At 32.2% G+C, this 25,727-nt stretch carries 23 protein-coding genes and 1 tRNA gene; 12 read left to right on the plus strand and 12 right to left on the minus strand.

Features of this window, described 5'->3' with window-relative positions; genetic code table 11:
- Nucleotides 1-69: 69 nt before the first annotated feature.
- The 5 genes from AC0J6S_RS12645 (at nt 70) to kdsB (ending at nt 4,717) form a co-directional block, all read left to right on the plus strand.
- A complete protein-coding gene (locus tag AC0J6S_RS12645; protein ID WP_474954138.1) occupies nt 70-1,491 on the plus strand; it encodes an ATP-dependent DNA helicase in 1,422 nt (473 codons plus the stop codon).
- A 98-nt stretch (nt 1,492-1,589) separates the two neighbouring features.
- Nucleotides 1,590-2,420, plus strand: a complete 831-nt coding sequence (gene ygiD, locus AC0J6S_RS12650; RefSeq protein ID WP_474954139.1) for a 4,5-DOPA-extradiol-dioxygenase — start codon at nt 1,590-1,592, stop codon at nt 2,418-2,420.
- Nucleotides 2,421-2,491: 71 nt separating this feature from the next.
- On the plus strand, nt 2,492-3,142 hold the full coding sequence (locus AC0J6S_RS12655; protein WP_474954140.1) for a hypothetical protein: 651 nt from the start codon (nt 2,492-2,494) through the stop codon (nt 3,140-3,142).
- A 103-nt stretch (nt 3,143-3,245) separates the two neighbouring features.
- The gene (locus tag AC0J6S_RS12660; RefSeq protein WP_474954141.1) at nt 3,246-3,926 is read left to right on the plus strand and encodes a GNAT family N-acetyltransferase; all 681 of its coding nucleotides are present in this window, start codon (nt 3,246-3,248) and stop codon (nt 3,924-3,926) included.
- A gap of 65 nt (nt 3,927-3,991) precedes the next feature.
- Nucleotides 3,992-4,717 (plus strand): 3-deoxy-manno-octulosonate cytidylyltransferase, encoded by a 726-nt coding sequence (kdsB, locus tag AC0J6S_RS12665; RefSeq protein ID WP_474954142.1) that lies wholly within the window; start codon nt 3,992-3,994, stop codon nt 4,715-4,717.
- Here kdsB and AC0J6S_RS12670 read toward each other — a convergent pair whose 3' ends face one another.
- A complete protein-coding gene (locus tag AC0J6S_RS12670) occupies nt 4,718-5,428 on the minus strand; it encodes a potassium channel family protein (protein WP_474954143.1) in 711 nt (236 codons plus the stop codon).
- 95 nt (nt 5,429-5,523) lie between these two features.
- Nucleotides 5,524-6,189 (minus strand): spermidine synthase, encoded by a 666-nt coding sequence (locus AC0J6S_RS12675; protein ID WP_474954144.1) that lies wholly within the window; start codon nt 6,187-6,189, stop codon nt 5,524-5,526.
- A 61-nt stretch (nt 6,190-6,250) separates the two neighbouring features.
- Between AC0J6S_RS12675 and AC0J6S_RS12680 the strand changes: the two genes are divergently transcribed.
- Nucleotides 6,251-6,805, plus strand: coding sequence for a 1-acyl-sn-glycerol-3-phosphate acyltransferase (locus AC0J6S_RS12680; protein ID WP_474954145.1), 555 nt, complete (start codon nt 6,251-6,253; stop codon nt 6,803-6,805).
- A gap of 102 nt (nt 6,806-6,907) precedes the next feature.
- On the opposite strand, the gene AC0J6S_RS12685 is transcribed toward AC0J6S_RS12680, so the two are convergent.
- The gene (locus tag AC0J6S_RS12685) at nt 6,908-7,384 is read right to left on the minus strand and encodes a helix-turn-helix domain-containing protein (RefSeq protein ID WP_474954146.1); all 477 of its coding nucleotides are present in this window, start codon (nt 7,382-7,384) and stop codon (nt 6,908-6,910) included.
- Between the two features lie 311 nt (nt 7,385-7,695).
- Between AC0J6S_RS12685 and AC0J6S_RS12690 the strand changes: the two genes are divergently transcribed.
- The 4 genes from AC0J6S_RS12690 to AC0J6S_RS12705 all read left to right on the plus strand — a co-directional run bounded on the left by AC0J6S_RS12690 (nt 7,696) and on the right by AC0J6S_RS12705 (nt 12,610).
- A complete protein-coding gene (locus AC0J6S_RS12690; protein ID WP_474954147.1) occupies nt 7,696-8,850 on the plus strand; it encodes a M14 family metallopeptidase in 1,155 nt (384 codons plus the stop codon).
- A 76-nt stretch (nt 8,851-8,926) separates the two neighbouring features.
- Complete coding sequence (locus AC0J6S_RS12695) at nt 8,927-9,406, plus strand: Lrp/AsnC family transcriptional regulator (RefSeq protein WP_072943262.1); 480 nt, start codon at nt 8,927-8,929, stop codon at nt 9,404-9,406.
- A 91-nt stretch (nt 9,407-9,497) separates the two neighbouring features.
- Nucleotides 9,498-12,083 carry a phosphoenolpyruvate carboxylase gene (locus AC0J6S_RS12700; RefSeq protein WP_474954148.1) on the plus strand — a complete coding sequence of 862 codons (2,586 nt, stop codon included), beginning with the start codon at nt 9,498-9,500 and terminating at the stop codon, nt 12,081-12,083.
- Between the two features lie 11 nt (nt 12,084-12,094).
- The gene (locus tag AC0J6S_RS12705) at nt 12,095-12,610 is read left to right on the plus strand and encodes a DinB family protein (RefSeq protein ID WP_474954149.1); all 516 of its coding nucleotides are present in this window, start codon (nt 12,095-12,097) and stop codon (nt 12,608-12,610) included.
- A gap of 4 nt (nt 12,611-12,614) precedes the next feature.
- Here AC0J6S_RS12705 and AC0J6S_RS12710 read toward each other — a convergent pair whose 3' ends face one another.
- The 8 genes from AC0J6S_RS12710 to AC0J6S_RS12745 form a co-directional block, all read right to left on the minus strand.
- Entirely contained in the window at nt 12,615-13,088 is a 474-nt protein-coding gene (locus AC0J6S_RS12710; RefSeq protein ID WP_474954150.1) for a DNA-deoxyinosine glycosylase, read from the minus strand.
- A gap of 14 nt (nt 13,089-13,102) precedes the next feature.
- Nucleotides 13,103-15,214 (minus strand): DNA helicase RecQ, encoded by a 2,112-nt coding sequence (gene recQ / locus AC0J6S_RS12715; protein ID WP_474954151.1) that lies wholly within the window; start codon nt 15,212-15,214, stop codon nt 13,103-13,105.
- A gap of 87 nt (nt 15,215-15,301) precedes the next feature.
- Nucleotides 15,302-15,706, minus strand: a complete 405-nt coding sequence (locus AC0J6S_RS12720; protein WP_474954152.1) for a DNA primase — start codon at nt 15,704-15,706, stop codon at nt 15,302-15,304.
- Nucleotides 15,707-15,715: 9 nt separating this feature from the next.
- On the minus strand, nt 15,716-16,687 hold the full coding sequence (locus AC0J6S_RS12725) for a deoxyhypusine synthase family protein (protein ID WP_131910808.1): 972 nt from the start codon (nt 16,685-16,687) through the stop codon (nt 15,716-15,718).
- Nucleotides 16,688-16,780: 93 nt separating this feature from the next.
- Nucleotides 16,781-18,181, minus strand: coding sequence for a type III PLP-dependent enzyme domain-containing protein (locus AC0J6S_RS12730; RefSeq protein ID WP_474954153.1), 1,401 nt, complete (start codon nt 18,179-18,181; stop codon nt 16,781-16,783).
- Nucleotides 18,182-18,469: 288 nt separating this feature from the next.
- Nucleotides 18,470-19,537 (minus strand): 3-dehydroquinate synthase, encoded by a 1,068-nt coding sequence (gene aroB / locus AC0J6S_RS12735; protein WP_474954154.1) that lies wholly within the window; start codon nt 19,535-19,537, stop codon nt 18,470-18,472.
- A 13-nt stretch (nt 19,538-19,550) separates the two neighbouring features.
- Complete coding sequence (locus tag AC0J6S_RS12740) at nt 19,551-20,279, minus strand: tetratricopeptide repeat protein (RefSeq protein ID WP_474954155.1); 729 nt, start codon at nt 20,277-20,279, stop codon at nt 19,551-19,553.
- 158 nt (nt 20,280-20,437) lie between these two features.
- Nucleotides 20,438-21,922, minus strand: a complete 1,485-nt coding sequence (locus AC0J6S_RS12745; RefSeq protein ID WP_474954156.1) for an O-antigen ligase family protein — start codon at nt 21,920-21,922, stop codon at nt 20,438-20,440.
- A 390-nt stretch (nt 21,923-22,312) separates the two neighbouring features.
- On the opposite strand from AC0J6S_RS12745, the gene AC0J6S_RS12750 reads away from it, so the two are divergent.
- Nucleotides 22,313-23,482: a proline dehydrogenase family protein gene (locus AC0J6S_RS12750; protein WP_474954157.1), complete on the plus strand. Its 1,170-nt coding sequence runs from the start codon at nt 22,313-22,315 to the stop codon at nt 23,480-23,482.
- Nucleotides 23,483-23,581: 99 nt separating this feature from the next.
- Here the strand turns inward: AC0J6S_RS12750 and AC0J6S_RS12755 are convergent, their stop codons facing one another.
- The gene (locus AC0J6S_RS12755) at nt 23,582-25,369 is read right to left on the minus strand and encodes an ABC transporter ATP-binding protein (protein ID WP_474954158.1); all 1,788 of its coding nucleotides are present in this window, start codon (nt 25,367-25,369) and stop codon (nt 23,582-23,584) included.
- A gap of 211 nt (nt 25,370-25,580) precedes the next feature.
- Between AC0J6S_RS12755 and AC0J6S_RS12760 the strand changes: the two genes are divergently transcribed.
- Nucleotides 25,581-25,658 (plus strand) — tRNA-Val (locus AC0J6S_RS12760).
- Nucleotides 25,659-25,727: the final 69 nt, after the last annotated feature.

Here is a 25,727-nt window from a genome sequence, read left to right on the forward strand (position 1 = left end):
GAAAATTGAAATTGCTATTGACCTTGAAATTGGAAAAACATTCTTTACTTTGCAATCAAATAACATGAAATGAATTCCTCCCTGTTTTATAGTCTTTTACAAAAAAAATTCCCTTTTCAACCCACGTATAAACAGGATATTTTTTTTCAAAAAATTGCTATTTTTTTGACTGAAATCGATAATAGAACCATTTTTGTTTTAAAAGGGTACGCGGGAACTGGAAAAACAACCGTGATTTCTACGATTGTAAATAGTTTATTAGACATTAATAAAAAGTATGTTTTGCTTGCGCCAACGGGACGCGCGGCTAAAGTAATTGCTAATTATTCGAATAAACCTGCCTTTACGATTCACAAAAAAATATACTTTCCCAAGAAATCTTCCGGTGGTGGCGTTTCGTTTACGTTGCAACAAAATAAACACAAGAACACGATTTTCATAGTCGATGAAGCTTCTATGATTTCTGATACGAATTCCGATTCTAAGTTGTATGAAAACGGTTCTTTATTAGATGATTTGATTTCGTATGTCTATTCTGGAACCAATTGCAAAATGATTTTATTGGGAGATACGGCTCAGTTGCCTCCGGTGAATTTAGATATCAGTCCCGCACTGGACATTCGTACTCTGGGAATGAATTATGATAAGGAAGTAGAACATATTGAGTTGGATGAAGTCATGCGTCAGGAAGAAAATTCCGGGATTTTGCATAACGCTACGGAACTTCGGGAATTATTGAAAGATTCTTTTATTGATGAATTCAAATTTGATCTCAAAAAGTTCAAAGATATAGTTCGGTTGACTGACGGTTATGATATTCAGGATGCCATCAATTCTGCTTATAGTAATTACAGTATTGAAGATACCGCTTTTATTGTTCGCTCCAATAAAAGGGCGAATCAATATAATGAGCAAATCAGAACCAAAATCCTCGATAAAGAAAGCGAATTGTCTACGGGTGATTTTTTGATGGTAGTTAAGAACAATTATTTTTGGTTAAAAGATTCGGATGAAGCGGGTTTTATTGCCAATGGTGACATTATCGAAATATTAGAAATTTTCAATATCAAAGAATTGTACGGTTTTAAGTTTGCCAAAGTAAAAATACGAATGGTCGATTACCCCAATCAGATTCCGTTTGAAACCGTTTTATTATTGGACACCATAAAAAGTGAATCACCATCATTGACCTATGATGAATCGAATAGATTGTATCAGGAAGTATTGAAAGATTACGAAGGCGAAACCAAATTTAAGCAATTCCAAAAAGTAAAAGCCAACGAATATTTCAACGGTTTGCAAGTGAAATTCTCGTATGCAATTACGTGCCATAAATCACAAGGTGGTCAATGGAATACGGTTTTTATAGAACAACCGTATTTGCCGGACGGCATCAATAGAGATTATATTCGCTGGTTGTACACAGCGATGACCCGAGCCAAAAATAAATTATATTTGATAGGATTTAAGGATGAGAATTTTGTAGAGTAAATTTGATAAACATATAAGTCATATAAGCTAAAATCAAAGAAAAACTTAAGTGACCTTATATAACTTATATGGTTCAATAATTTTAAAATAGTTTGGTAATGAACACTTTAAACGACTTACATAAAATTTCTGGTTCTTTTTCGAATACCGAAAAAATGCCGGTTTTATTTTTGGGACACGGAAGCCCGATGAACGCGATTGAGGAAAATCAGTTTGTTACTGGTTTTCGAAATTTAGCCAAAACGTTACCGCAACCCAATGCCATTTTGTGTATTTCGGCACATTGGTTTACTAAAGGGACAAAGGTTACCGCCATGGAAATGCCCCGAACGATTCATGATTTTGGAGGTTTTCCACAAGCGTTGTTCGATTTGCAATATCCAGCAAAAGGAAGTCCGGAATTAGCAATTGCTACCAAACATTTATTATCGCCGGTAGAAGTAGAGCTGGACGAACATTGGGGTTTGGATCACGGTGCTTGGAGTGTTATCAAGCATTTATATCCGGAAGCGAATGTTCCTGTAATTCAGTTGAGTATTGATTATACAAAATCTGGGCAATACCATTTTGAACTGGCTCAGAAATTAAGCGCGTTGCGTACCAAAGGAATCCTAATTGTAGGTAGCGGAAACATTGTGCATAATTTAAGGTTAGTCGATTTTCAAAATTTCGATAAGGACAATTATGGCTACGATTGGGCAATTGAAGCAAGGGAAACTGTTAATAATTATTTACTGGACGGAAATTTTCAACCATTGATTGATTTTGAAAAACAAAGCAAGGCGTTTCAATTAGCGATTCCTACGCCAGAGCATTATTTGCCTTTGATTTACACTTTGGGACTGAAAGGAAAATCCGAAGAATTGAGTTTGTTTAATGATAAATTATTGGCGGGTTCTTTGAGTATGACTTCTGTGAAGATTATGTAGGACAGATACTAAATGAGTGTTTTTTTTTAAATAATGTATTTCAAATGATTAGATGGTAAAAAAATAATTTTATGAAAAACAATACTATTAAGATTAAATATCTTTTAAAGTTTGGACAGAAACAAGACATGGAAAATCTATTTAATAAAGGGGAAGTTTATATGAATACAATAAAACTATTTCAAGAATTAGATAAACCAGGTGTTGGAGATAAGTTAGAAGGTACTTTTGAAATAAGTAATTTTAGAAAAGGAAAATTGACTTTAGAAATCCCTGATAATCCAATAACTTTAAATCCTAATAAGATTCAACTTCGAAAAAAATTAAAAGGCCATATTGGAAATATTTACTCTACATATGCACTTTCTGATGAGTTGCTTAAGCGAAAAGTAATTCATCGAATAGATAAGCGAATGTTGGAATTTGGGACACATTGTGTTATAGTTAAAGATGTTGCAATGTTTATTTCTTTAATTTCAGATAAGTTAAACAAAAAAGGCTTTTCAAATTTGCATAATCTTATTAATTATCATGACTACAAAAAAAATAACCATGATTTGACTTTTTTTGATAAATCATATACTTTTAGTTATCAAAAGGAGCATAGAATTATAGCAAATACTGATATTGATGAACCAATAAAATTTGAAATTGGATCAATGCACGAATATGCTGAGATGCATTCTGCGGAAAATTTAATAAAAAATGCGATATTTAGATGATAAAGCTGAATTGCTTTTATGACGATTGTTTTTAACTCCTGTCTATTCATAAAAAAGTGCATATTTATACTTAACCCAAAACCAACCTTCAAAACTACTTATTTTGAAAACACAAGACGATAAAAAATTAGATAATCCAGTTTGGTTTTCGTTATCAGAAACGCATCAAATTTTTGCAGTAGATTATGGCAGTGTAAAATTCTATCATCCGGATTATTGTCCGTTTGGTGGTTTTGAAAAATGCGATGCTATTTCTATCGATGAATATTCTGAGATGGTTGATAGTTTTTTTATTGTTGGAGAAAAACCGGAACTTTCAAATCTATTAAAGTTAAATAAAGAATTGGTTTGCCTTCAAATGATTGTTTGTAATCCAATCGACATTGCTATTAATGACCCAATTGTAAAACTGACTGACGAACATATTGATGTTTTATATGAGTTGGTGAACTTGGTGCAACCAGGGTATTTTAAAAAGAAAACCGCTTTATTAGGTAATTATTATGGCATTTTCAAAAATGAAGAACTTGTTAGCGTGACTGGTGAGCGCATGCAAATGAATGACTTTATTGAAGTAAGCGCCGTAGTCACACATCCCAATCATACCGGAAAAGGATACGCCAAACAATTAGTGATCCATACCGTAAATGAAATTTTCAAGCAAAATAAAATTCCTTATTTACATGTGATTGAAGTTAATAAAGGTGCAATACAATTGTACGAGAAATTGGGTTTTACAATCAGGCGTAAAATTAGTTTTTGGAATATCATGAAGCAAATTTAAGGATTGAGAAAAATTTTTAAATCCTAAAAACATACTAACTTAGCGCTTTAGCAATTCCATATAAAATGAAAATAATAGCAGTCATTCCCGCACGTTACGCTTCGACAAGATTTCCCGCTAAACTGATGCAGGATTTAGGAGGTAAAACGGTCATTTTAAGAACTTATGAAGCAGCCATAAACACTAAATTGTTTGATGATGTTTTTGTGGTAACGGATTCGGATTTGATTTATGACGAAATCGTTTCTCACGGTGGAAAAGCAATTCGAAGTATCAAAGAACACGAATCAGGGAGTGATCGAATTGCAGAAGCAGTCGAAAATCTGGACGTTGATATTGTGATTAATGTACAAGGAGACGAACCTTTTATTGATGCAGAACCTTTGGTAAAAGTCATTGAAGTTTTTAGAAATGATTTGGATAAAAAAGTAGATTTGGCATCTTTAATGCGCGAAATAACAGATGAAGCCGACATCAACAATCCCAATAATGTAAAAGTAGTGGTGGATCAAAATGGTTTTGCATTGTACTTTTCACGTTCGGCAATTCCATATCCAAGAGAGAAAAATGTGGGTGTTCGCTACATGCAACACATCGGTATTTATGCTTTTAGAAAACAAGCACTATTGGATTTTTACAGTTTACCAATGCAATCTTTGGAAGCATCTGAAAAATTGGAACAGCTGCGTTATCTGGAATTTGGAAAACGAATTAAAATGGTCGAAACGACACATGTCGGAATCGGAATTGATACTCCGGAAGATTTAGAAAAAGCCAGAAAAATGCTGTAATTATTCCAGATTTTCATGATCGAAATAGCCTTTCGTTTTTACTTTGGTGGAGAAGAAATTTAAGAAAAGCACAATGAAAAACAGAAACAGTAAGGCTTGTGTAGTAACTAGAAATTTCCCTATTGGTGTAATTGGATGGTAGTCGCCATAACCGATGGAAGAGGAAGTTACAATGCTGAAATAAATAGAATCAAACCAATGGAAAAACGGTTTGTTCATATAATTTCCAACAGAATAAAAGACTGCGTACGCAAATGCAATCTCTAAATAGTTAAAGAAAAGCAACAACATGGATCTCTTGTATGAGCGTGGTTTTGAAAATAAATCAGAAGCAAAAATCAGTGTTGGAATATAAAAAACAGTTTCCAAAAAAACATAAACAAGAATCCAAATAATCCACTGATGGCTTTGCCATTGATTTATTAATATCACTATTGGAAAAATTACTTTTAATAAAACATAAAAGTCTAAAGCTAAATCTTGGTATTCAACTCCTTTCTTACTAGCCCAATATTTAATGTAAATCCCTGGAAAAAGTAATTGGGACGAAGCCAGTATTAAACGGACAATTTTTTCAATCCCATTGTCTTCATGATGATCATTATTCCAAATGGATTGAATATTCTGTATCCGTTTTTGAATGGGATTAAATTTAGGTTGAGCGCCCTTTGACGTTTTTCCGAGAAGAAGTTTTTTTAACATTTTTTTCATTCCAGCAAAGTGTTAAATAACGCTATGTAAGGTTACAAAATAATTGTGTTGCTTGACCAGAATTCCATTGTGAATTTTGACAAAAAATTAATGATTTAACTCAGTTTCTCAATTAGAATTAGTTCGTTATGAACTTCAAGTCTGGGAATGGTCTTAATCTGAAATTTATCTTTGTAAAACTCTGAAACGTATTTTTTATTTCGTAGATTTTGGCTTTCATTTAATAACATTGTATTGAAAAGTATAAAACCATGACTTTTCAAAAGAAAGCAAATTCTATTGATGAAAAAAGTTTCAAATAGAAAATTTGGCATTGTGGTATCCTGAAAAATATCAATAATAATTAAATCGTATTTAGATTTGGTTTTCAAAACAAATTCGAAAGCATCATCTATTACAATTTCAAGATTTTCAATTTCGTCTAATTTAAAATAGGTATTGGCTATTTTAATTATTTCGGGATCAATTTCAACTCCGGTAATTTTTCCTTTGTATTTTATTTCGTCCACCAAGGTCTTAATCACACTTCCGCCTGCAACTCCCAAAACAAGAATATATTTCATTGGAACTATCTTTTCATAGCCAATGTTTTTTAATCCAAATCTTAAAATGCGTTGCAAACTGCCATACGAATAATTGGCATTTTTAGAGTCTAAAACCAATTCACCATTTGTCCAAGTCACTTCTATCGATTTACTCAATGCAGATTTTGTTTCATAAATTTTTATTGGAATGAGATAACTGAATATTTTTTTAATCATTGGTGGCGGTTTTACTCAAAAATCAGATTTAAATTATTTATTTTGTACTAAATAAGAAAGAATGAAGAAACAATTTTATAAATGGATATTTTTCAAACTCATGGGCTGGAAAATAGTTGGAGGAATTGATGCTAATATCAAAAAATGTGTAATGATGGTAATGCCGCATACGAGTGCGCACGATTTTTATTTGGGAATTTTTACCAGAGGAATAACCGGATTAGAAATGAACTGGGTGGGTAAAAAAGAATTGTTTCGTTTTCCTTTCGGATTTTATTTTAGATATATGGGCGGAGAACCACTGGATCGTTCTGGAGGTTTGAACAAAGTCGATTCTATTGCGGCTATTTTTCAAAGGAAGGAAATTTTTCGTTTGGCTGTCGCTCCAGAAGGAACCCGCGAAAAAGTTACTGAACTAAAAACAGGATTTTATTATATTGCGTTGAAAGCAAATGTTCCTATAATCCCTGTCACATTTGATTTTGGAAGAAAAGAAGTAAATTTAGGAAATCCAGTTTCACCAACTGGAGATATCGAAAGTGATATGGCAGTTTTGAAGAAACACTATAACGGTGTAAAAGGTAAAATTCCGGAAAACGGATATTCATTTGAATAAATAACAGTGTAAACAATAAATTCAGTTTATCGTAAAAATAATTGTTACAGAAAAATAATGTAAAAGAACCCCAATTCGAAATTCCGAATTGGGGTTCTTTTTTTAATCAGGAACATAACTTTTAAAAGTTCCATTTTTATAAAAAATTACGATTTTATCAATAGCATCAGAATTTGATTCTTTAGGGCTATTTTGATTTTCTATTTTTTTTGTTTCCAATGCAGGAATCGGATTTGGAATTTTTATTTCGGAAAATAAATTCTCAGGAATTATATCAGCAGAAGGTGGAGCAGGAATATTTTGTTTTACAACTTGCTCAACGTTGTTTACTGTTTTATCAAACTGCTCCGAGTTTTTAGGAAAATTTCCTTTTCCATTTAAAATCCAATACAGATCTATATCAGGAAAAACCTCTAATATTTTAAGGATAAAGTCCAAGCTGGGTTTGTTTCTTCCTGACAGCAGGTGAGACAAACTGGAGCGCTGAACGCCAATTTTATCCGCAAAAGAAGAAGCATTCAAGCTGTAATAATCCAGTATAATTTCTAATCTTTTTATAAAATCTTCTGTGTTTACCATTGTAAATTATTGATATAAATTAACTATTTACAAATGTAATCAAAAGTTATCAAATAACCAATATTACAAGTGTAAATAGTATTTATAAGACTAATTAGCATAAAGTATAAGATAATGTGATTAATTATAAGTAATTGATAGTATGTTAATTAGATACTAATTAATTATTAGATAACATTTGTTAACCGCAAGTAGTAAAAGGATTCACTTAAAAGGCAAAGATGTGTTTACAGGATTGAAATAGTTGAAATCTTATTTGTTTACAAATGTAAATACAAAGATGTTTACTTTTGTAAATCAAATAAAACAGCATGAATTTAGAACAATTATTTAGTCAATATAAAGAAGAAACCATTCACGGTCGTTACATCACTTTGGATTCTATTGAGCCGTTATTACAAAAATTAAACACCAACAATCAACTTCAAATTATCGGGAAATCAGTTCTTGGAAAATCTATTTATTCGTATGAAATTGGAAAAGGTAAAACTAGAATTTTCCTTTGGTCACAAATGCATGGGAATGAAAGTACAACTACAAAGGCACTATTTGATTTTTTGAATGTGTTGCAAAGCGGTTCGCAATTGGCACAACAATTATTAAATACTTTTACTTTTTGCAGTATTCCAATGTTGAATCCTGACGGTGCCACATTATATACCAGAGAAAATGCTAATAAAGTTGATTTAAATCGCGATTCGCAAGCGCTTACACAGCCAGAAAGTAAGATTTTAAGAGAAGTTTTTGAATCTTTTAAACCAGATTATTGCTTTAATCTTCATGATCAGCGCACTATTTTTGGCGTAAGCGATACGGGTAAACCGGCTACGTTATCATTTTTGGCGCCTTCTCATAATGAAGAAAGAGAAGTAAACGAATCGAGATTAAAGGCTATTAATTTGATTGCGAGTATAAATGAAGAGCTTCAGAAGTATTTACCGAATCAAATTGGTCGTTTTGATGATTCTTTCAATATAAACTGTATTGGTGATACATTTCAATATCTGGGCGTACCTACATTATTGTTTGAAGCGGGTCATTTTGCAAACGATTATGAAAGAGAGGAAACCCGTAAATATGTTTTTATGGCATTAATCTTGAGTTTTACCATACTTAGCGAAAACGTTATAGTTAGCAACGGAATTAACAAATATTTGAATATTCCTCAAAATAAAGTCGTTTTTTATGATTTAATGTATAAAAACATCAAAATAAATTATGATGGTATCGAAATAATCACCAATTTTGCAGCACAATACAAAGAAGAGTTAATCGAAAATCAGATTTGTTTTAACGCTTATGTTTCACAAATAGGCGATTTAGAAAATTATTTTGGTCATTTTGAATACGACGCTGAAGGTGCTTTATATAAAGATGATTTTGAGTCGATTCCTAAATTAAATCAAAAAGCTGATTTTTATTTAGATAAAAGCATAAAATTTGTTAACGGAATGATAAAAATATAATATTTATGTCTTTTTGTTGTTTTTATGTATAATTTTATACTTTGTTATAGCAATTAATAATATTAATTTAAGAATTATGAGTAAATTTCGTTTAGATGAAGTAGATCACCAGATTTTAGATATGTTGATAGACAACACAAGAGTTCCATTTACGGATATTGCAAAAAAATTATTGATTTCTGCAGGAACTGTGCATGTCAGAGTTAAAAAAATGGAGGATGCCGGAATTATAATGGGATCGTCATTAGTTCTTGATTATGATAAATTGGGGTACTCTTTTATCGCTTATGTAGGTGTTTTTCTAAACAATACTTCTCAAACAAAATTTGTTTTGGAACGTATCAACGAAATTCCATTTGTAACGGTAGCCTCAGTAACTACTGGGAAATTTAATATTTTTTGTAAAATTAGAGCTAAAGATACGAAGCATGCAAAAGATGTTATCTTTATGATTGATGATATTGATGGCGTTTACAGAACAGAAACAATGATCTCACTGGAGGAAAGTATAAATGACAAGAAGCGCTTGATGCATACTATTTTCAAAAACATGTAATTATCTTGAATGCGCTATATATAAATATAACCTCAAGTTAATTCTTGGGGTTTTTTTATGAAAAATTAACTAAACCAACTACAGCTAAATTATGTACACACTGCCTAAAATTGAACGTTTCAATCAAGATGTTCTCTCTAAATACAACATTTACAATAGTGTATTTATTACATTGCCCTTTCAATCCATAGATAATACGGGTGCTTTACTTCCTTTGTTTACAGATATTTGCGATACAGGATTTAAAAAGCAAGAGACTCCAAAAGAGATTGTAGATTTTTTTGCAAAAAGGTATTTACACGATCCTTCAGAATCAGATAAGATTGATATCATGTTTCGTTTTATTCAATATATCGAACGTCAGATTGTTTTGTTTGATGCTATTGAAGATGCTGCTTTTCCGGTTGTTAATAATATGGAGGGAAGAGGATCGTTGAGAGATATAAAGGAGAAGTCTGATGCAAAAGACAAAGAAGACGAATTGGTTGATTTTCTGGAAGATTTCAATGTTAGAACAGTTTTAACTGCGCATCCTACACAGTTTTATCCTGGTGCTGTGCTTGGAATTATCAATGATTTAACTGAAGCGATTCGTAAAAATGACTTACTGAACATTAAGCAGTTACTGGCTCAATTAGGTAAAACTCCTTTTATTCAAAATGAAAAACCAAATCCTTTTGATGAAGCAGTAAGTTTGATCTGGTATCTTGAAAATGTATTTTATCATACTTCCGGTGAGATGGTGCACTATCTTCAAAAGAATATTTTTAATGGTAACTCTATAAAAAATCCTTTAATTAAACTTGGTTTTTGGCCCGGTGGTGACCGTGATGGAAATCCATTTGTAACAACCGAAATAACTTTGAAAGTAGCGGAACGCTTGCGAACTTCGATTTTGAAATGTTATTACATCGAAATGCGAAATTTAAAAAGAAAGCTAACATTCTCAGGGGTTGATACTTTGGTTACGGAACTGGAACAAAAACTTTACAGGTCTGTTTTTTATTCTAAAGGAGAAATTTTCATTACTCTTGACGAATTTAAATCGCAATTGAGTAAAATAAAACAGATAATTATTGATCAGCATCAATCGTTGTATGTAGATGAATTGGAAGCGCTTTTAATAAAAGTAAATTTATTTGGGTTTCATTTTGCATCTTTAGATATTCGTCAGAATAGTAAAATTCATGATGCTGTGTTTAATGACGTTGTTGAATTTTATCTGAAAGCTAATCCTGATGTTTTTCCGAAAAATTATTTTGAATTAAAAGAAGAAGATAAGCTAAAGGTCTTATCAAATGTAAGCGGAAATCTTGATGCGGCTGTTTTTCCGAATGAGATGACTCGTTTGACAATCGAATCCATTCAAGCAATTAAAACTATTCAGGAAAATAATGGAGAATTTGGTGCAAACCGTTATATTATAAGTAATAATGAAAGTGCGCTTAATGTGATGGAAACCTTTGCGTTATTCCGTTTGAGTAATTGGGAGAATCCTCCAGTTGATATTATTCCGCTTTTTGAATCGGTTGATGATTTGCAGAATGCGCATGCAATTATGGAGAAATTGTACACAAATCCAACTTATGCGGCACATTTAGCCAGTAGAACCAATAAGCAAACAATCATGCTTGGTTTCTCTGACGGTACAAAAGACGGAGGCTATTTAATGGCGAATTGGAGTATTTATAAGGCAAAAGAAGAACTTACCGCAATTTCCAGAAAATATGGCGTAAAAGCGATTTTCTTTGATGGTCGTGGCGGTCCTCCTGCTCGTGGTGGTGGAAAAACTCATAAATTCTACGCTTCATTGGGTCCAAATATTGAAAACAATGAAATTCAGGTTACTGTACAAGGGCAAACGATTAGTTCTAATTTTGGGACTTTAGATTCATGCCGATATAACTTAGAAAATTTATTAAGTGCTGGTGTAACCAATCAGGTTTTTAGCAAAGGGCAAAATGAATTGACTTTGGACGAAAAAAATATATTGGATAAATTGGCCGGTTTTGGTTATGAAAAGTATTTAAGTTTCAAAAACCACCCAAAATTTATTCCTTATTTGGAGCAAATGAGCACGTTGAAATATTATGCCAAAACTAATATTGGAAGCCGACCATCCAAAAGAAGTAAATCAGAACATTTAGATTTTGCTGATTTACGAGCGATTCCTTTTGTGGGTTCTTGGAGCCAGTTGAAGCAAAATGTACCCGGATTTTTTGGTGTTGGTACGGCGCTCAAACATTTTGAAGATACGAATCAATGGAGTAAAGTGCAGGACTTATATGATAATTCATTGTTCTTTAAAACCTTGTTAGAAAACAGTATGATGTCATTGACTAAATCATTTTTTCCACTGACAGCTTACATGAAAAAAGACCCTCAATTTGGCGATTTTTGGCAAATTATTTATGAAGAATTTTTAGAAACAAAACGATTACTTTTGAAAATCGCAGGTCACAAAGAGCTGATGGAGAATTATCCTGACGGTAAAGCTTCGATACAAATAAGAGAACGTATAGTATTGCCATTGTTAACGATACAGCAATATGCTTTGTTGCGAATTAATGAATTAAACAAGGAAGACCAACCGGATGAAGCTTTAATAAAAGTATACGAAAAAATAGTAACTCGTTCTCTTTTTGGAAATACAAATGCTAGTAGAAACTCCGCTTAAAGGATAAAAAAATGATGTCAACACAATTGCCAACAAATGAATATGCTCCTTATTATACTCCTTATGTAAACGCTTTAGGAGAAGTAAATCTGATAGAAGAATTAGAAATTTCATTGCATGATTTTATCCGTTTTGTGCAAAATATCCCAATGGATAAGTTTGATTACAGATATGCAGAAGAGAAGTGGGACATCAAAGAAATTATTCAGCATGTCATAGATACCGAGCGTATTTTTGCGTATCGTGCCTTGCGAATTTCCAGAAATGACCAAACGCCTTTGCCAGGATTTGATGAAAATGATTATGTAAACAATACTCAAGCTACCAATAGAAGTATTCAGGATTTACTAACTGAATTTTCAGCTGTGCGACATTCGAATTTGTTTCTTTTCAAAAGTTTGTCTGAAGAACAACTAAAGAGAATTGGAACTGCTTCTAATGCTGCTGTATCAGTTCGTGCGATCGGTTTTATTATGATTGGGCATCAAAAACACCATCAAAATGTTTTTCAGGAAAGGTATTTATAATTTATTAAAAACCGGTAGACCAAATTTTTAGCTTGTTTTCAAATGTCATAGTATTTGCAGGACTAGTAGAAGGCATCACATAATAAGTGATGCCTTTTATTTGTCCAAATTTTTTCAGAAAGTATTTATGACTTTCTTTTCCGTTAAAAATGATTGCAGTGATTCCCGGGAATTCTTTAAACAAGGTTTCAAAATCATTTTCCTTTTGATTTTTGATATGGATGTCCAAGCTTCCTTTTCTTTCGCAATTTTCTAAAACATCCCAAAGTCCAATTTTATTCGTTTGGAGCATTTGTATTTTTTCTTCGAAGATTTCAGATATTGGTAAATTATTCAACAACGTGTACATTATTCGCCAGAAATGATTTCTTTTGTGCGCATAATATTCCTGCTTTTCCAATGAAGCAATGCCAGGCATAGTTCCTAAAATCAAAATTTTGGTTTGAGAATTTATAAAAGGAGGAAAGGATTGTATCATATCATATCATTCAATTAAAGTACTGCATTTTCTTTTTCTAATATTGCTAATGCCAATCGGATTTTTCCATAATCTATTTTTTCTTCAAAATAATCAAAATAGGATTTCAAGGCGTTTGGTGATTCCAATTTTATTTGTGCTTCGGCAATTTGCGAAACTTCTTCCTTTGAGATAAAGGAATCCAAATCTATGTCAGCACCATCAACATACAGTTTCGCTAAATGCGACATAATCGTACTTAATCCTAATTTTCTTTTTTGAGCAATTTTCTCGACAGAAAATCCGTTTTTATAAAGTTCCAATGTTTCTTTGTAAGTAGTGGCTTCTTTTTTCTTTTTAGTACCTTTTGCTTTTTGGAAATCTTGAATAACTTTTATAAAAGCATCTCCATATTTTTCCAATTTTGCTTTACCAACGCCATCAATTGCGAGTAATTCAGTATCACTCATCGGTCTTTCGGTTTCCATTTGGCGCAAAGCAGCATCACTAAATATTACATAAGCGGGAACGGATTCTTCTTTAGAAATTTCGTAGCGTAATTTTCGTAAGGTTTCAAAAAGTGAATTTGCTACTGATTTGCTTTTCGTTTCTTTGATTTCTTGCTTCTCGATATTGATTTTCTGAACCGTTGTCAGTTGTACTTTTTCACCTTCAAATAACACTTTTTTAGCTAAAGAAGTAAGTCGAATTTTATTTTGTTTATGAAAAGCAATCTCACAGTACCCAAGATTTATCAATTGTATTAAATATTGATTCCAATCAAACCATGAAAGATCTATACCAACACCATACGTTTTCAGGTTTTGGTATTCTTTTTCATAGATGTAAGCATTTTTAGAACCGCGCAAAAAGTCAATGATTACAGGTAGTGGTTCTGTTTCCTGTAGCCGTATAATTGCCGATAATGCTTTTTGTGCAATGATGGTTCCATCGAAAAAAAGTGGCGGATTTTTACAGATATCGCAATTCCCGCAATTCTCTGTAACGAGTTCTCCAAAATAGGAAAGCAATATTTTTCGGCGACAACTCAACGCATCGGCATATTGTTTCATGCGCTCCAGTTTTGCCAGTTGTACTTCGGCGTTCAAACCTTGGGAAGCAAATTTTTGCAATTGAATCACATCGCCATAACTTTCGAACAATACCGTTTCTGATGGCAGACCATCTCGACCTGCACGACCAATTTCCTGATAATAACCCTCTATGTTTTTCGGCAGGTTGTAGTGAATCACCCAACGAACATTTGATTTGTCAATTCCCATCCCAAAAGCAATTGTTGCACAAACTACTTTACAGTCATCATTGATAAATTCATCTTGTGTTTTTGAGCGAATTTTATTGTCTAAGCCGGCGTGATAGGCCTTAGCGCTAATGCCGATTTTTTGTAACTTTTCGGCCAGTTCTTCGGTTGTTTTTCTGCTCAAGCAGTAAACTATTCCGGATTCATTTGGTTTTTCTTGGATGAAATCTGTAATTTGTTTGACTCTGTCTAAAGCGGGACGCACTTCTAAACTTAAATTTTTTCGATCAAAAGAAGCTACAAATAGTTTCGGATTTTTAAGGTTTAATTGTTCGCTAATATCCTTACGTGTAGCTTTATCGGCAGTTGCAGTTAAAGCTAAGATTGGAGTAGAAGGGAAGCGGTTTTTTAGATATCCAAGATTTGTATATGCTGGTCGAAAATCATGTCCCCACGATGAAATGCAATGCGCTTCGTCAATTGCAATAAGACTTATGGTCAAACTATTAAAAATATTGTCCAGAAAAGACAAGCTTTCCGGCGCAATGTAAACGAGCTTAATCGTATTCGATTTTAAGCTTTCTATATAAAATTGTCGTTCGTCTTCGGTTTGGCTGCTGTTGATAAAACAGGCTTCAATTCCGTTTGCTTTCAAGCCATCGACCTGATCTTTCATCAAAGCAATCAGTGGGGAAATTACGATTGTAATTCCGGGAAAAAGTAATGCTGGTAATTGAAAACAAATTGATTTCCCACCACCTGTTGGCATAATTGCCAATGTATCTTGCCCAGAGAGAACACAGTTTATTATTTCTTCCTGATTGGGTCTGAATTTTTCAAAACCAAAGTTTTCTTTGAGTTTGGCGTGTAAAATTTCATGGGTCATTGTGGCGTGTATTTAGAAGTCTAAAGTTATAAAAAAAGGAACTCGTGAATGAGTTCCTTTTTATAAATATATTTAAAATGGGATTAATTAATCCTCATCTTCGTCATCGTCTTCATCTGAGAAATCTTTTTCATCAGTATCTTCGTCATCCTCATCATCTCCTGAATCAGAATCCGGTTTGTCGATAGCGTCATCCTCATCATCGTCGTCAATATCGTCGTCTAAATCTAAACCTTTGATAGGTTCTACAACTTCATCAATAAGGATTTCATCATCTTCATCATAATTTTCAATTCTGTCCGCAAGTTTGGTGCTCACTTTTACTAAATAAATAGTGTCTTCAGTTCGTACTTCAACTGCTTCAACCAATTCATTTTTAGCGTTTCTAAAACTAATAATATTTGAATCATCATAACCATCTGGAAATTTATCCACCAATAGGTTCAAAATTTCATTGGTAAGTTTTGCGTAATCAACAATTACTCTTTTCATAAAAATATTCTATAGATCTAATAAATAAGCGAAAATTAAAGGTGCCACAATGGTAGCATCCGACTCAATAATAAACTTAGGGGTTTTAATGTCTAATTTTCCCCAAGTAATTTTTTCATTTGGCACCGCTCCAGAATACGAACCATAGCTGGTTGTTGAATCTGAAATCTGACAAAAATAACTCCAGAAAGGAATGTCATGCATTTCCATATCTTGGTACAACATTGGTACCACGCATATTGGAAAATCTCCTGCAATACCACCACCAATTTGGAAGAAACCTACACCTTTTGTACTGTTTTTTGGATACCAATCCGATAAGAAAACCATATATTCAATACCGGATTTCATTGTAGAAGCTTTCAAATCTCCTTTAATTACATACGATGCAAATATATTTCCCATCGTACTGTCTTCCCATCCCGGTACAATAATAGGTAAATTTTTCTCAGCAGCTGCATACATCCAACTGTCTTTTAAGTCAATTTCATAATATTCTTCAAGAACACCTGAAAGCAACATTTTGTACATGAACTCATGCGGAAAATATCTCTCACCTTTATCATCGGCATCTTTCCAGATTTTGTAAATATGCTTTTGCAAACGACGGAAAGCTTCATGTTCCGGAATACAAGTGTCTGTTACACGATTTAAACCTCTTTCTAATAAATCCCATTCGTCTTGCGGAGTCAAATCACGATAATTTGGAACTCTTTCATAATGAGAATGAGCAACTAAATTCATGATATCTTCTTCAAGATTCGCTCCGGTACACGAAATAATATGAACTTTATCCTGACGAATAATCTCAGAAAATATTTTTCCAATCTCGGCGGTACTCATAGCTCCAGCCATGCTCACCATCATTTTTGCACCGTTGGCTAATTGTTCTTCGTATGCCTTAGCTGCGTCAACTAAAGATGCAGAATTGAAATGCAAATAATGCTTTTCTATAAACTGACTGATTGGTCCTTTGCTCATTTTTTAAAATTTAAATGCTTATGAATCAAAACGTTAAAATTATAATCTCAAATTTAACGAATTTTTATATTGAATAATTGAATAATTGGTAATTTATTTTTTGTCGTAACCTAATATTTTCAAAACTTCTTCAGAGGTTTGTTGTTCGGAGAAAACCTCAGTGGCCAAAATACCGTTTTCATCTCTATCTATCAAAATATGTTTAGGTTGCGGAATCAAGCAGTGGTGCAAACCACCATAACCTCCAATGGTTTCCTGATAAGCGCCAGTATTGAAAAAACCGATATACAATGGTTTTTCTTTGTTGTATTTTGGCAAATAAATAGCATTCATGTTTTGCTCGGAATTGTAATAATCATCGCTGTCGCAGGTCAAACCACCCAACAAAACCCGCTCGTACGTATCATTCCAGCGATTGACTGCAAGCATGATAAAACGTTTGTTGATTGCCCAAGTATCCGGTAAAGTCGTGATAAAAGAAGAGTCGATCATATTCCACTTTTCTCTGTCATTTTGTTGTTTTTGATACAAAATCTGGTAAATAGCTCCGCCACTTTCTCCTACAGTGTAGGAACCAAATTCAGTAAAAATATTGGGAACATCAACTTCGGCTTCATCACAAGCTATTTTGATCTGATTGATGATTTCGTCAATCATGTATTGATAATCGTATTCAAAAGCCAGCGAGTTTTTAATTGGAAAACCGCCGCCAATATTTAATCCGTCAAGAGAAGGACATTCTTTTTTTAATGCCACGTATACCTTGATACATTTTACTAATTCATTCCAGTAATAAGCATTGTCATTAATTCCTGTATTAATAAAAAAGTGCAACATTTTCAGTTCCAACTTTTTATTTTCCTTGATTTCTCTCTTATAAAATGGAACAATATTTTTGTATCCAATTCCTAAACGGGAGGTATAAAACTCAAATTTAGGTTCCTCTTCAGCTGCGATACGGATTCCAATTTTGAATTTGTTTTTTATTTGTCCCTGAAGTAAATCAAGTTCCTCAAAATTATCAATAATTGGAATGGTATTTTTATGACCATTATTGATAAGTCTTGCAATATTATCGATGTATTGATCTCTTTTGAAACCATTACAAATTACATAGGTACTTTTGTTGATTTTACCGTTTGCCAAAAGGTTTTCTACAATGTTAATGTCAAAAGCTGAAGACGTTTCAATATGAATATTATTTTTGAACGCTTCGTTCATAATATATTCAAAATGGGAACTTTTTGTGCAATAACAATAGTAATATTTTGCCTCGTATTTGTTTTTTTCCATCGATTTACGAAACCAGCTTTTGGCTTTGTTGATGTTGTTGGAAATTTGAGGTAAATACGTAAATTTTAATGGTGTACCGTATTGCTCAACCAATTTCATCAAATCGATATTGTGAAACTGAAGATTATCTTTGTTTAATGTAAATTCTTCTTGGGGAAAATAGTAGGTTTGATTGATTAAATCAGAATATTTTGTATTCATTAGATGTCTTGATTATAGATTAAAAATATTATAAAATAAAGTAACCTATAATTCAAACCCGAATATTTGCATATACGATCTGAAGCTTCTCGTGGTCTGCTTTTAAGTATTGGAAAATGTCAAAACTAAAGTTTCCTTTAATAGAATAAAACCGTTTCAATATCCTTAGAAAAGACATATTGTTTCTGGTTTTACTGGAACTATAATTTGGCTTGTTTTGACTTTTTTTCATCGGTGCAAATGTAAAAAATATTATATACGCAATGCAATCCTTTTTATAAAAAATAATTAAGATTTATAATCCAGAAAAGCCTCAAGAATTAATTCATTTTCAACCGATTGATTGATTTTTATTTTTCCGATACCTTCAATTAATGCAAATTGAATGTTGCCGTACTCATTTTTTTTGTCGTGAATCAGTAATTCCAGGATAGGTTCCATGTCCTTTTCCTCAAAAATGATGTCGTCATATACAGCCTTAATACAGGATTTTATTTCAGAATATTCTTCTTTACTGATTAGTTTTTTATCCAATGAGATAAAACTTTCCAATATCATCCCAACGGCAATAGCTTCTCCGTGCAGCAAAGTAGTTTTATTTTCATTTTCCAAAAAGTAGCTTTCAATGGCGTGGCCTAATGTATGACCAAAATTTAATGCTTTTCGGATATTTTTTTCGGTAGGATCTTGAAGCACAATTTCATTTTTTATTTCAACTGAACGGTAAATTAATTCGTCAAAATCAGCAAAATCTATGGCTTTTAAATCTAAAAAATGCTCCCAATAGGCCTTGTCATATATTAAACCGTGTTTCAACATTTCGGCAAGACCGGAACGCATTTCGTTTTGTGGCACGGTTTCAAGATATTGGGTGTCAATAAGAACCATTATTGGAACATTTATAACACCAATTTGGTTTTTTAAATTCCCTAAATCGACCCCGTTTTTCCCTCCAACAGAAGCATCAACCATTGATAGTAGCGTAGTAGGAATATGTATAAAATCAACTCCACGCTTGAATGTTGAAGCTACAAAACCACCTAAATCAGTAACAACACCACCACCCAGATTAATTATAAGACTTTTTCTCTCGGCACCAAGTTCCGTTAGTACATTCCAAATTTGGACGCAAGTTTCAATATTTTTATTTTCTTCACCGGCATCAAATTCAATGATTTCAATGGTAAGATCCGTTTCCAGATACGGAAGAAAATTAGGCAAGCAAAATTCATTAGTATTGCTGTCTACAATAATAAATAAGTTGGAGTATTTATTTTCTTTTAAATGAAGGTTTAATGCTTCATATCCTTTTTCGTTGAAATGTATGGGATAACTGTTGGCTTGAATTGACTGCATCTTAGTTTTGTAGTTATTTGCAGAATTGATTTAGTAGTTGTTCTGTGTTAGGGTATTTTTTGTTAAAAGCAATATTTAAATAATTGCATCCATTTGTTTTATCCTTTATTTTGAAATAGCATCCAGATAACAAGTATTCTGTTTTACCATCATTTAAACGTGGATTATTTAATATTCTTTCTAAATAATTGATTGCAATTTCAGGTTTATCGAGTTGATAATAACAAACCGCAATATCCTGCAAAATTACTACTTTTTCAGGATTTTCCTTAAATGCTTTATTATATAATACAATTGCTTTCTCAAATTGCTGTGCATCACCCATTTTTTTTGCTTCTAACATATAATTTATTTTAGCGGCAGATTCTGCGGGGAGTCCATTAATAAATGTGTTATTTATGTTAGTAGATTCTTTACGTTTTATTAATCTTGTTTTTCTATTTAAAAGAGTAGTATCGGTAGGATAAATTTTTAAACCTTGGTTAACAAAAGTAATTATTTTATTTGTCTCGTATTTAGATAGTGATAAAGCAGAAGCGGTATTCTTCCAATTACTGGGCATACTTCTGTATTTGGTAAATAATTCGTGAATTTTGAATATTTCAGAGGTATCTTTTTTTATTGAGGCCATTTTAAGGGCATCTAAATAAAAATTAGTTGTTCGTGGTCTAGAATAAAAAGCTGTTTTTATATATTCATAAGCGGTGTCAAAATTTCCATTTATTTTTTCAATTTTATGCAAATACCAATTTGATACACCCAAATAAGGATTTATTTTGTTTGATAAATAAAAGTATTTTTTTGCATTTTCATACTTTTCTTCACTAAAATAGGCAATTGCTAAATGCTCATAAAAGGTTTCTGAATAGATTCCTACATTTGGTAATTGAGGTAAATTTTTTAATATTTCTTCGGATGTTTGGCCGGGTTTTTATCGTATTTAATTGCGTATTCTAAACGATATGCTTTTAAAGTTAAAAAAGTAATATAAACGGTAATCAAACTTAATATGATAATTCCGATTGAAAATTGACGTGTTATTCTCACAGTATTGACTTCATCCGTTTTTAAAGTATTCACTACTGTAAAAACTAAAAACAGAACAAAACCAAATTGCATTGTAGGTCTGTACAAAGGGAAATTAAAAAAGGCATCTATAAAGTATCCGGTTAAAATTAATACGGCTAAAAGTGCTATAATCTTATTATTTAGATCACTTTTACTTAAAATCGCCTTCATGTTTATAAAAAATGCAATTATAAATAATGACAAATAAACTAATCCATTAAAAACACCGGTCTCAGCTGCTATTTCCAAAAAATCATTGTGAGTATGTGAAGAGATGAAGCCGTCATCAATTGATGTCTTCTCATAAGGAATACTTTCAATCTTCCAATTACCCAAACCAATTCCAGTAAAAGGCGATTTATTTATTAGAATTAGCGCATTATTCCAATATGTAAATCTTGCACTTACTGATGCTTCGTTTGTACTGGCTATTTGAACAACTCGACTACCAACAGATTCATATCGGCCAGTACCATTGTTAACTTTAAAAACAATATTTGCTAAAATTAAACTCAATAGTATTGGGATTAGCAAGTAAACTACATTAAGAACTGTAATTTTTTTTAAGGAGTATAGTTTTAAATAAAAGATGATAAATAGTAATAGTTCAAAAAACAAAGCCAAATATGCAGCCCTTGCACTTATCAAAAAAATCGTAAATGTTGCTAAAAATAATGAAAAAATTAGAAACCATTTTTTCCAATTTGAAAAATGGATAGCTCCAATTAAAAGAAAAGGAATTTTTATATTTAAACTAGCTGCGAAGATATTTATATTTCCGGTATTACCCTTTAGTTTTGATAGTGCATTGATGACAGACCCCGCTTCTTTTAGGATATCACTAAGTTGTAGTACAGTTTGAAGTACTACACTAATACCGAAAAGTATGGAAATTCTGTAAATTAAATGTAATCTATTAGATACAATAGCTAATACGTTTAGAAACATGATAAAAACTACCAATATTTCGATAAAGCTTACTATAGTTAAGGATAAATTTTTAGTCGAAAAGAATGAAATTCCGCTTAAAAGAATAAATAAAATGTAAATTTTAAGAAGATGACTTTTCCGTAAAATTGTATTTAAACTTTGATTTATAAAAGTAGGATTTTTAAATATAAAAAGAGCGATAATCAAATTTAATATTGAAATGTAAAAGTATTGTGTTCCAATAATTTCGATACTCTTAAAATCCGGTAAAAAATCCATTAACAAATAGCAAGCTAAAAATAACAATGACATAAAATCATAATAGACATTATTTTGAGGTGCTACTTCTGAGTTCAGATCAATACTCGCAATAATTTGTTTTTTCATATTTTTTAATTTGTTATTTCTTCAAAGCAAATCTATTAATTATTTATTTTATTTAAAGATAGTTTTTTCAAAATACAGAAATTTAATAATAATCCTTTGATGTTGTGTATTTGCTAAATTTTTAAAGGTTTAGTACCATATTGTTGCCAAGTAATCAAAAAAAAAGAATTTAAACGTTTGCACATACATAATAAATCATTCAAAATTATTTAAGATATTTATTATTCTAAAGTTGATTTAAATCAAAAATTGGTTAAATATTAAATTAGTATTTTTTTTAAGGGAATTAGTTTTTGACTTTTTTTAAAATGCGTTTTTCTTTTTTTAATAATAGTTTTTTAAAATAATATTCAAAACTCTGTCTATATTTGTACAAAAATTTAACAAATAATGGAAAAAATATTCAATAATACTCAAGTTGCCTTTTCATTAAAAAGTGATACGGAACTTGATAGAGCTTATTTTCTTTTCAAAATGATTGCTAATCAGCCACTAGTTCGTATTGGAACTGCGGTTACAAATTTTGCCCTTAAAGCAAATCTTCCTGTTGAAGGTTTGATTCGCGCTACAGTTTTTGACCATTTTTGTGGTGGAGTAAATGAAGTGGATTGTCTTTCTGTGGTTGATAAAATGTATACCAAAGGTGTTTCATCTGTTTTAGATTATTCTGTAGAAGGAAAAGAAGAAGAAGATCAATTTGATGCTGCGCTTGAAATGACGTTAAAAACAATAGAATTTGCCAAAGAACGTCAAGCGATTCCTTTTGCTGTTTTTAAACCTACTGGTTTTGGTCGTTTTGAGTTATATGAGAAATTGGGAGAAAAACAAGTGTTAACCCCAGAAGAACAAGCGGAATGGAATAGAGTAGTGGAGCGTTTTGATTTGGTTTGTAAAGATGCCCATTCAAAAAATGTAGCTCTTTTGATTGATGGTGAAGAAAGTTGGATGCAAGATGCAGCGGATGATTTAGTAACTGAAATGATGCGTAAATACAATCAAGAAAAGGCTATTGTTTTCAATACATTGCAAATGTATCGTTGGGATCGTTTGGATTACTTGAAAAAATTACACGAACAAGCCAAAAAAGACGGATTCTTTATTGGAATGAAATTAGTTCGTGGCGCTTACATGGAAAAAGAAATTGTTCGTGCCGAAGAAAAAGGATACCCATCACCAATATGCGCTTCAAAAGAAGCTACTGATGAAAATTACGATGCCGCTGTTCACTATATGATTGATCATTTAGATTTGATGTCTATTTTTGCAGGAACCCACAATGAGTTAAGTACGTATACTTTAATGGAATTGATGCAGGAAAAAGGAATTAAAACAAACGATGATAGAATCTGGTTTGGTCAATTGTATGGGATGAGCGATAATATCAGTTACAATCTAGCTATAAATGGATACAATGTAGCAAAATATTTGCCCTTTGGTCCAGTTAAAGATGTGATGCCGTACTTAATTCGTCGTGCTGAAGAAAATACTTCAGTAGCGGGACAAACGAGTCGTGAATTAGAGATGATAAAAACAGAGCGCAACCGAAGAAAAGGGAAGTAAACATCAGTTTTTAGTTATTCAGGTAAATTTAAATTCATAAAAAAACTCCATTCAGTATGCACTGAATGGAGTTTTTTTATGTCAAATTAGAAATAAAATTTAAGAATTGCTGAATTGCAAATTACTTAAATTTTTATAAATACCATTTTCTAAAGCTATTAATTCTTGATGCGTTCCTTGCTCTGTAATTTTTCCTTTATCCAAAACCAAAATTTGATCCGCACTTCGAATAGTTGAAAGACGGTGTGCAATTATGATACTTGTTCTTCCTTGCATCAGAATTTCAAGCGCTTCCTGAACCAATTTTTCACTTTCACTGTCTAATGATGATGTGGCTTCATCCAGAATCAAAATACTTGGGTTTTTCAATAATGCTCTGGCAATTGCAATACGTTGTCTTTGTCCTCCAGACAATTTAATTCCTCTTTCTCCAACTATAGTTTCAAATTTTTCAGGGAAACTTTCGATGAAATTATACGCATTGGCTTGTTTTGAAGCGGTAACAATTTCTTCTTCGGTTGCATTTGGTTTTCCATAAGCAATATTTTCTCTGATGGTTCCACCAAATAATATTACATCTTGCGGCACAATACTCATATTTCCTCGCAAACTTTCTAAATCAAAATCATAAATATTTTTTCCGTCAATCAATATCTCTCCGTTATCAATATTATAAAAACGCAATAAAAGTGAAGCAATAGTTGATTTTCCGGTTCCACTTGGACCAACGATCGCTATTTTTTGACCAAAGTTAGCCGTAAAACTAACGTCTTTCAATACTTTGATTTCTTTTCTGGAATGATAACTGAACGCTACATTATTGAAGGTAACGTTTCCTTTTATTTTTTCAATTGTACCAAGATCACGAACCGAATTAATCTTTTCAGGAGTTTCATCTAATAATTCAAAAACACGTTCTGTTGCACCGATCGCTTTTTGGATTTGGGCATAAAGTTCAGCGATTCCTCCAAAAGAAGCACCAACAAATGTAGAATACAATACAAACGAAATCAATTGTCCCACGCTCATTTCGCCGCTGATGCTCAACCGAACGCCGTACCAAACTACAGCTACAATAGCTCCGAAAAGACAGAAAATAATAAAAGAAGCAAAGTAACCACGATATTTTCCACCTTTGATAGCAATCTTAACTACTTCCTTTATTTTTCCATTATAACGGGCGATTTCGTACCATTCATTGGCGAAAGCCTTAACGATACTGATGCCTTGCATAGTTTCTTCAACAACTACCTGACTTTCAGCAACTTTATCTTGAACATTTTTTGAATATTTCCTGATGAATCGCCCAAAAATAACAGCAGCAACTGCAACAAGCGGAACTACGGATAGCATCAATAACGTTAATTTGATACTTTCGTTTGCCAATAAAAGAACGCCACCAATAATGAGAATAAATTGTCTTAAAAATTCGGCAATTGTTGACGTTAAAGTGTCTTGTATTTGGGTTATGTCAGAGCTTATTCTGCTGTTTAATTCTCCAACACGTTTTTGTGAGAAGAAAGACATCGGCAGTTTTACCAAATTACTATAAAGTGCGACTCTAAGATTAGCTAATGTATTTTCAGTAAAATTGACAAATAAATACAATCTAAAAAACGAAAAAATCGATTGAAGAAATAAGATTATTATCAAACCTCCAGCAATCATATTCGCCTGAGAGTTGTCTTTGTTTTTCACACAATCAATAAGCATTCCCATTAACTTTGGAAAGGCAAGAGCAGTCGCTCCGGTGAATAATAAAAAAATTAAACCTATATAAAATTTCCAACGGTGATTTCCTGCGTATTGAAATATTACAGTTGCTTTCTGGAGTGAACTTGCGGTAATTTTTGATTTTGGTAAATCGTTTTCTTTGAACCTGGCCATTATCTATTGTTTATATCGCAAATGTAAGACTATAAAGAATCAATACAAAAAAATAGCTACGTTTCATGATTGACATAAAGTACTAGAATAGAGCATAAAAGAAAATAGAGTCTATATTTTATTCATTTTTTTTACTTTTTTGCTTGCAGATACGATTTCTAACACTATATTTGCACTCGCAATAAGGAAATGAAAATGACTGCATTGTTTAGGGCGATTAGCTCAGCTGGTTCAGAGCACCTCGTTTACACCGAGGGGGTCGGGGGTTCGAACCCCTCATCGCCCACCATAAATTTAAAAACCTCCAAAGTCATTGATTTTGGAGGTTTTTTTGGTTTGAAAAATTGACAGATATTTT

It is taken from the genome of Flavobacterium sp. TS_SC_5 (assembly GCF_056156265.1).

What these genes read in the sequence shown, in the direction of transcription:
- AC0J6S_RS12645 (WP_474954138.1), top strand. Translation starts at nt 70, where the DNA reads ATGAATTCCTCCCTGTTTTATAGTCTTTTACAAAAAAAATTCCCTTTT.
- ygiD (WP_474954139.1), top strand. Translation starts at nt 1,590, where the DNA reads ATGAACACTTTAAACGACTTACATAAAATTTCTGGTTCTTTTTCGAAT.
- AC0J6S_RS12655 (WP_474954140.1), top strand. Translation starts at nt 2,492, where the DNA reads ATGAAAAACAATACTATTAAGATTAAATATCTTTTAAAGTTTGGACAG.
- kdsB (WP_474954142.1), top strand. Translation starts at nt 3,992, where the DNA reads ATGAAAATAATAGCAGTCATTCCCGCACGTTACGCTTCGACAAGATTT.
- AC0J6S_RS12670 (WP_474954143.1), bottom strand. Translation starts at nt 5,428, where the DNA reads ATGAAAAAAATGTTAAAAAAACTTCTTCTCGGAAAAACGTCAAAGGGC.
- AC0J6S_RS12675 (WP_474954144.1), bottom strand. Translation starts at nt 6,189, where the DNA reads ATGATTAAAAAAATATTCAGTTATCTCATTCCAATAAAAATTTATGAA.
- AC0J6S_RS12680 (WP_474954145.1), top strand. Translation starts at nt 6,251, where the DNA reads ATGAAGAAACAATTTTATAAATGGATATTTTTCAAACTCATGGGCTGG.
- AC0J6S_RS12685 (WP_474954146.1), bottom strand. Translation starts at nt 7,384, where the DNA reads ATGGTAAACACAGAAGATTTTATAAAAAGATTAGAAATTATACTGGAT.
- AC0J6S_RS12690 (WP_474954147.1), top strand. Translation starts at nt 7,696, where the DNA reads ATGAATTTAGAACAATTATTTAGTCAATATAAAGAAGAAACCATTCAC.
- AC0J6S_RS12695 (WP_072943262.1), top strand. Translation starts at nt 8,927, where the DNA reads ATGAGTAAATTTCGTTTAGATGAAGTAGATCACCAGATTTTAGATATG.
- AC0J6S_RS12700 (WP_474954148.1), top strand. Translation starts at nt 9,498, where the DNA reads ATGTACACACTGCCTAAAATTGAACGTTTCAATCAAGATGTTCTCTCT.
- AC0J6S_RS12705 (WP_474954149.1), top strand. Translation starts at nt 12,095, where the DNA reads ATGATGTCAACACAATTGCCAACAAATGAATATGCTCCTTATTATACT.
- AC0J6S_RS12710 (WP_474954150.1), bottom strand. Translation starts at nt 13,088, where the DNA reads ATGATACAATCCTTTCCTCCTTTTATAAATTCTCAAACCAAAATTTTG.
- recQ (WP_474954151.1), bottom strand. Translation starts at nt 15,214, where the DNA reads ATGACCCATGAAATTTTACACGCCAAACTCAAAGAAAACTTTGGTTTT.
- AC0J6S_RS12720 (WP_474954152.1), bottom strand. Translation starts at nt 15,706, where the DNA reads ATGAAAAGAGTAATTGTTGATTACGCAAAACTTACCAATGAAATTTTG.
- AC0J6S_RS12725 (WP_131910808.1), bottom strand. Translation starts at nt 16,687, where the DNA reads ATGAGCAAAGGACCAATCAGTCAGTTTATAGAAAAGCATTATTTGCAT.
- AC0J6S_RS12730 (WP_474954153.1), bottom strand. Translation starts at nt 18,181, where the DNA reads ATGAATACAAAATATTCTGATTTAATCAATCAAACCTACTATTTTCCC.
- aroB (WP_474954154.1), bottom strand. Translation starts at nt 19,537, where the DNA reads ATGCAGTCAATTCAAGCCAACAGTTATCCCATACATTTCAACGAAAAA.
- AC0J6S_RS12745 (WP_474954156.1), bottom strand. Translation starts at nt 21,922, where the DNA reads ATGAAAAAACAAATTATTGCGAGTATTGATCTGAACTCAGAAGTAGCA.
- AC0J6S_RS12750 (WP_474954157.1), top strand. Translation starts at nt 22,313, where the DNA reads ATGGAAAAAATATTCAATAATACTCAAGTTGCCTTTTCATTAAAAAGT.
- AC0J6S_RS12755 (WP_474954158.1), bottom strand. Translation starts at nt 25,369, where the DNA reads ATGGCCAGGTTCAAAGAAAACGATTTACCAAAATCAAAAATTACCGCA.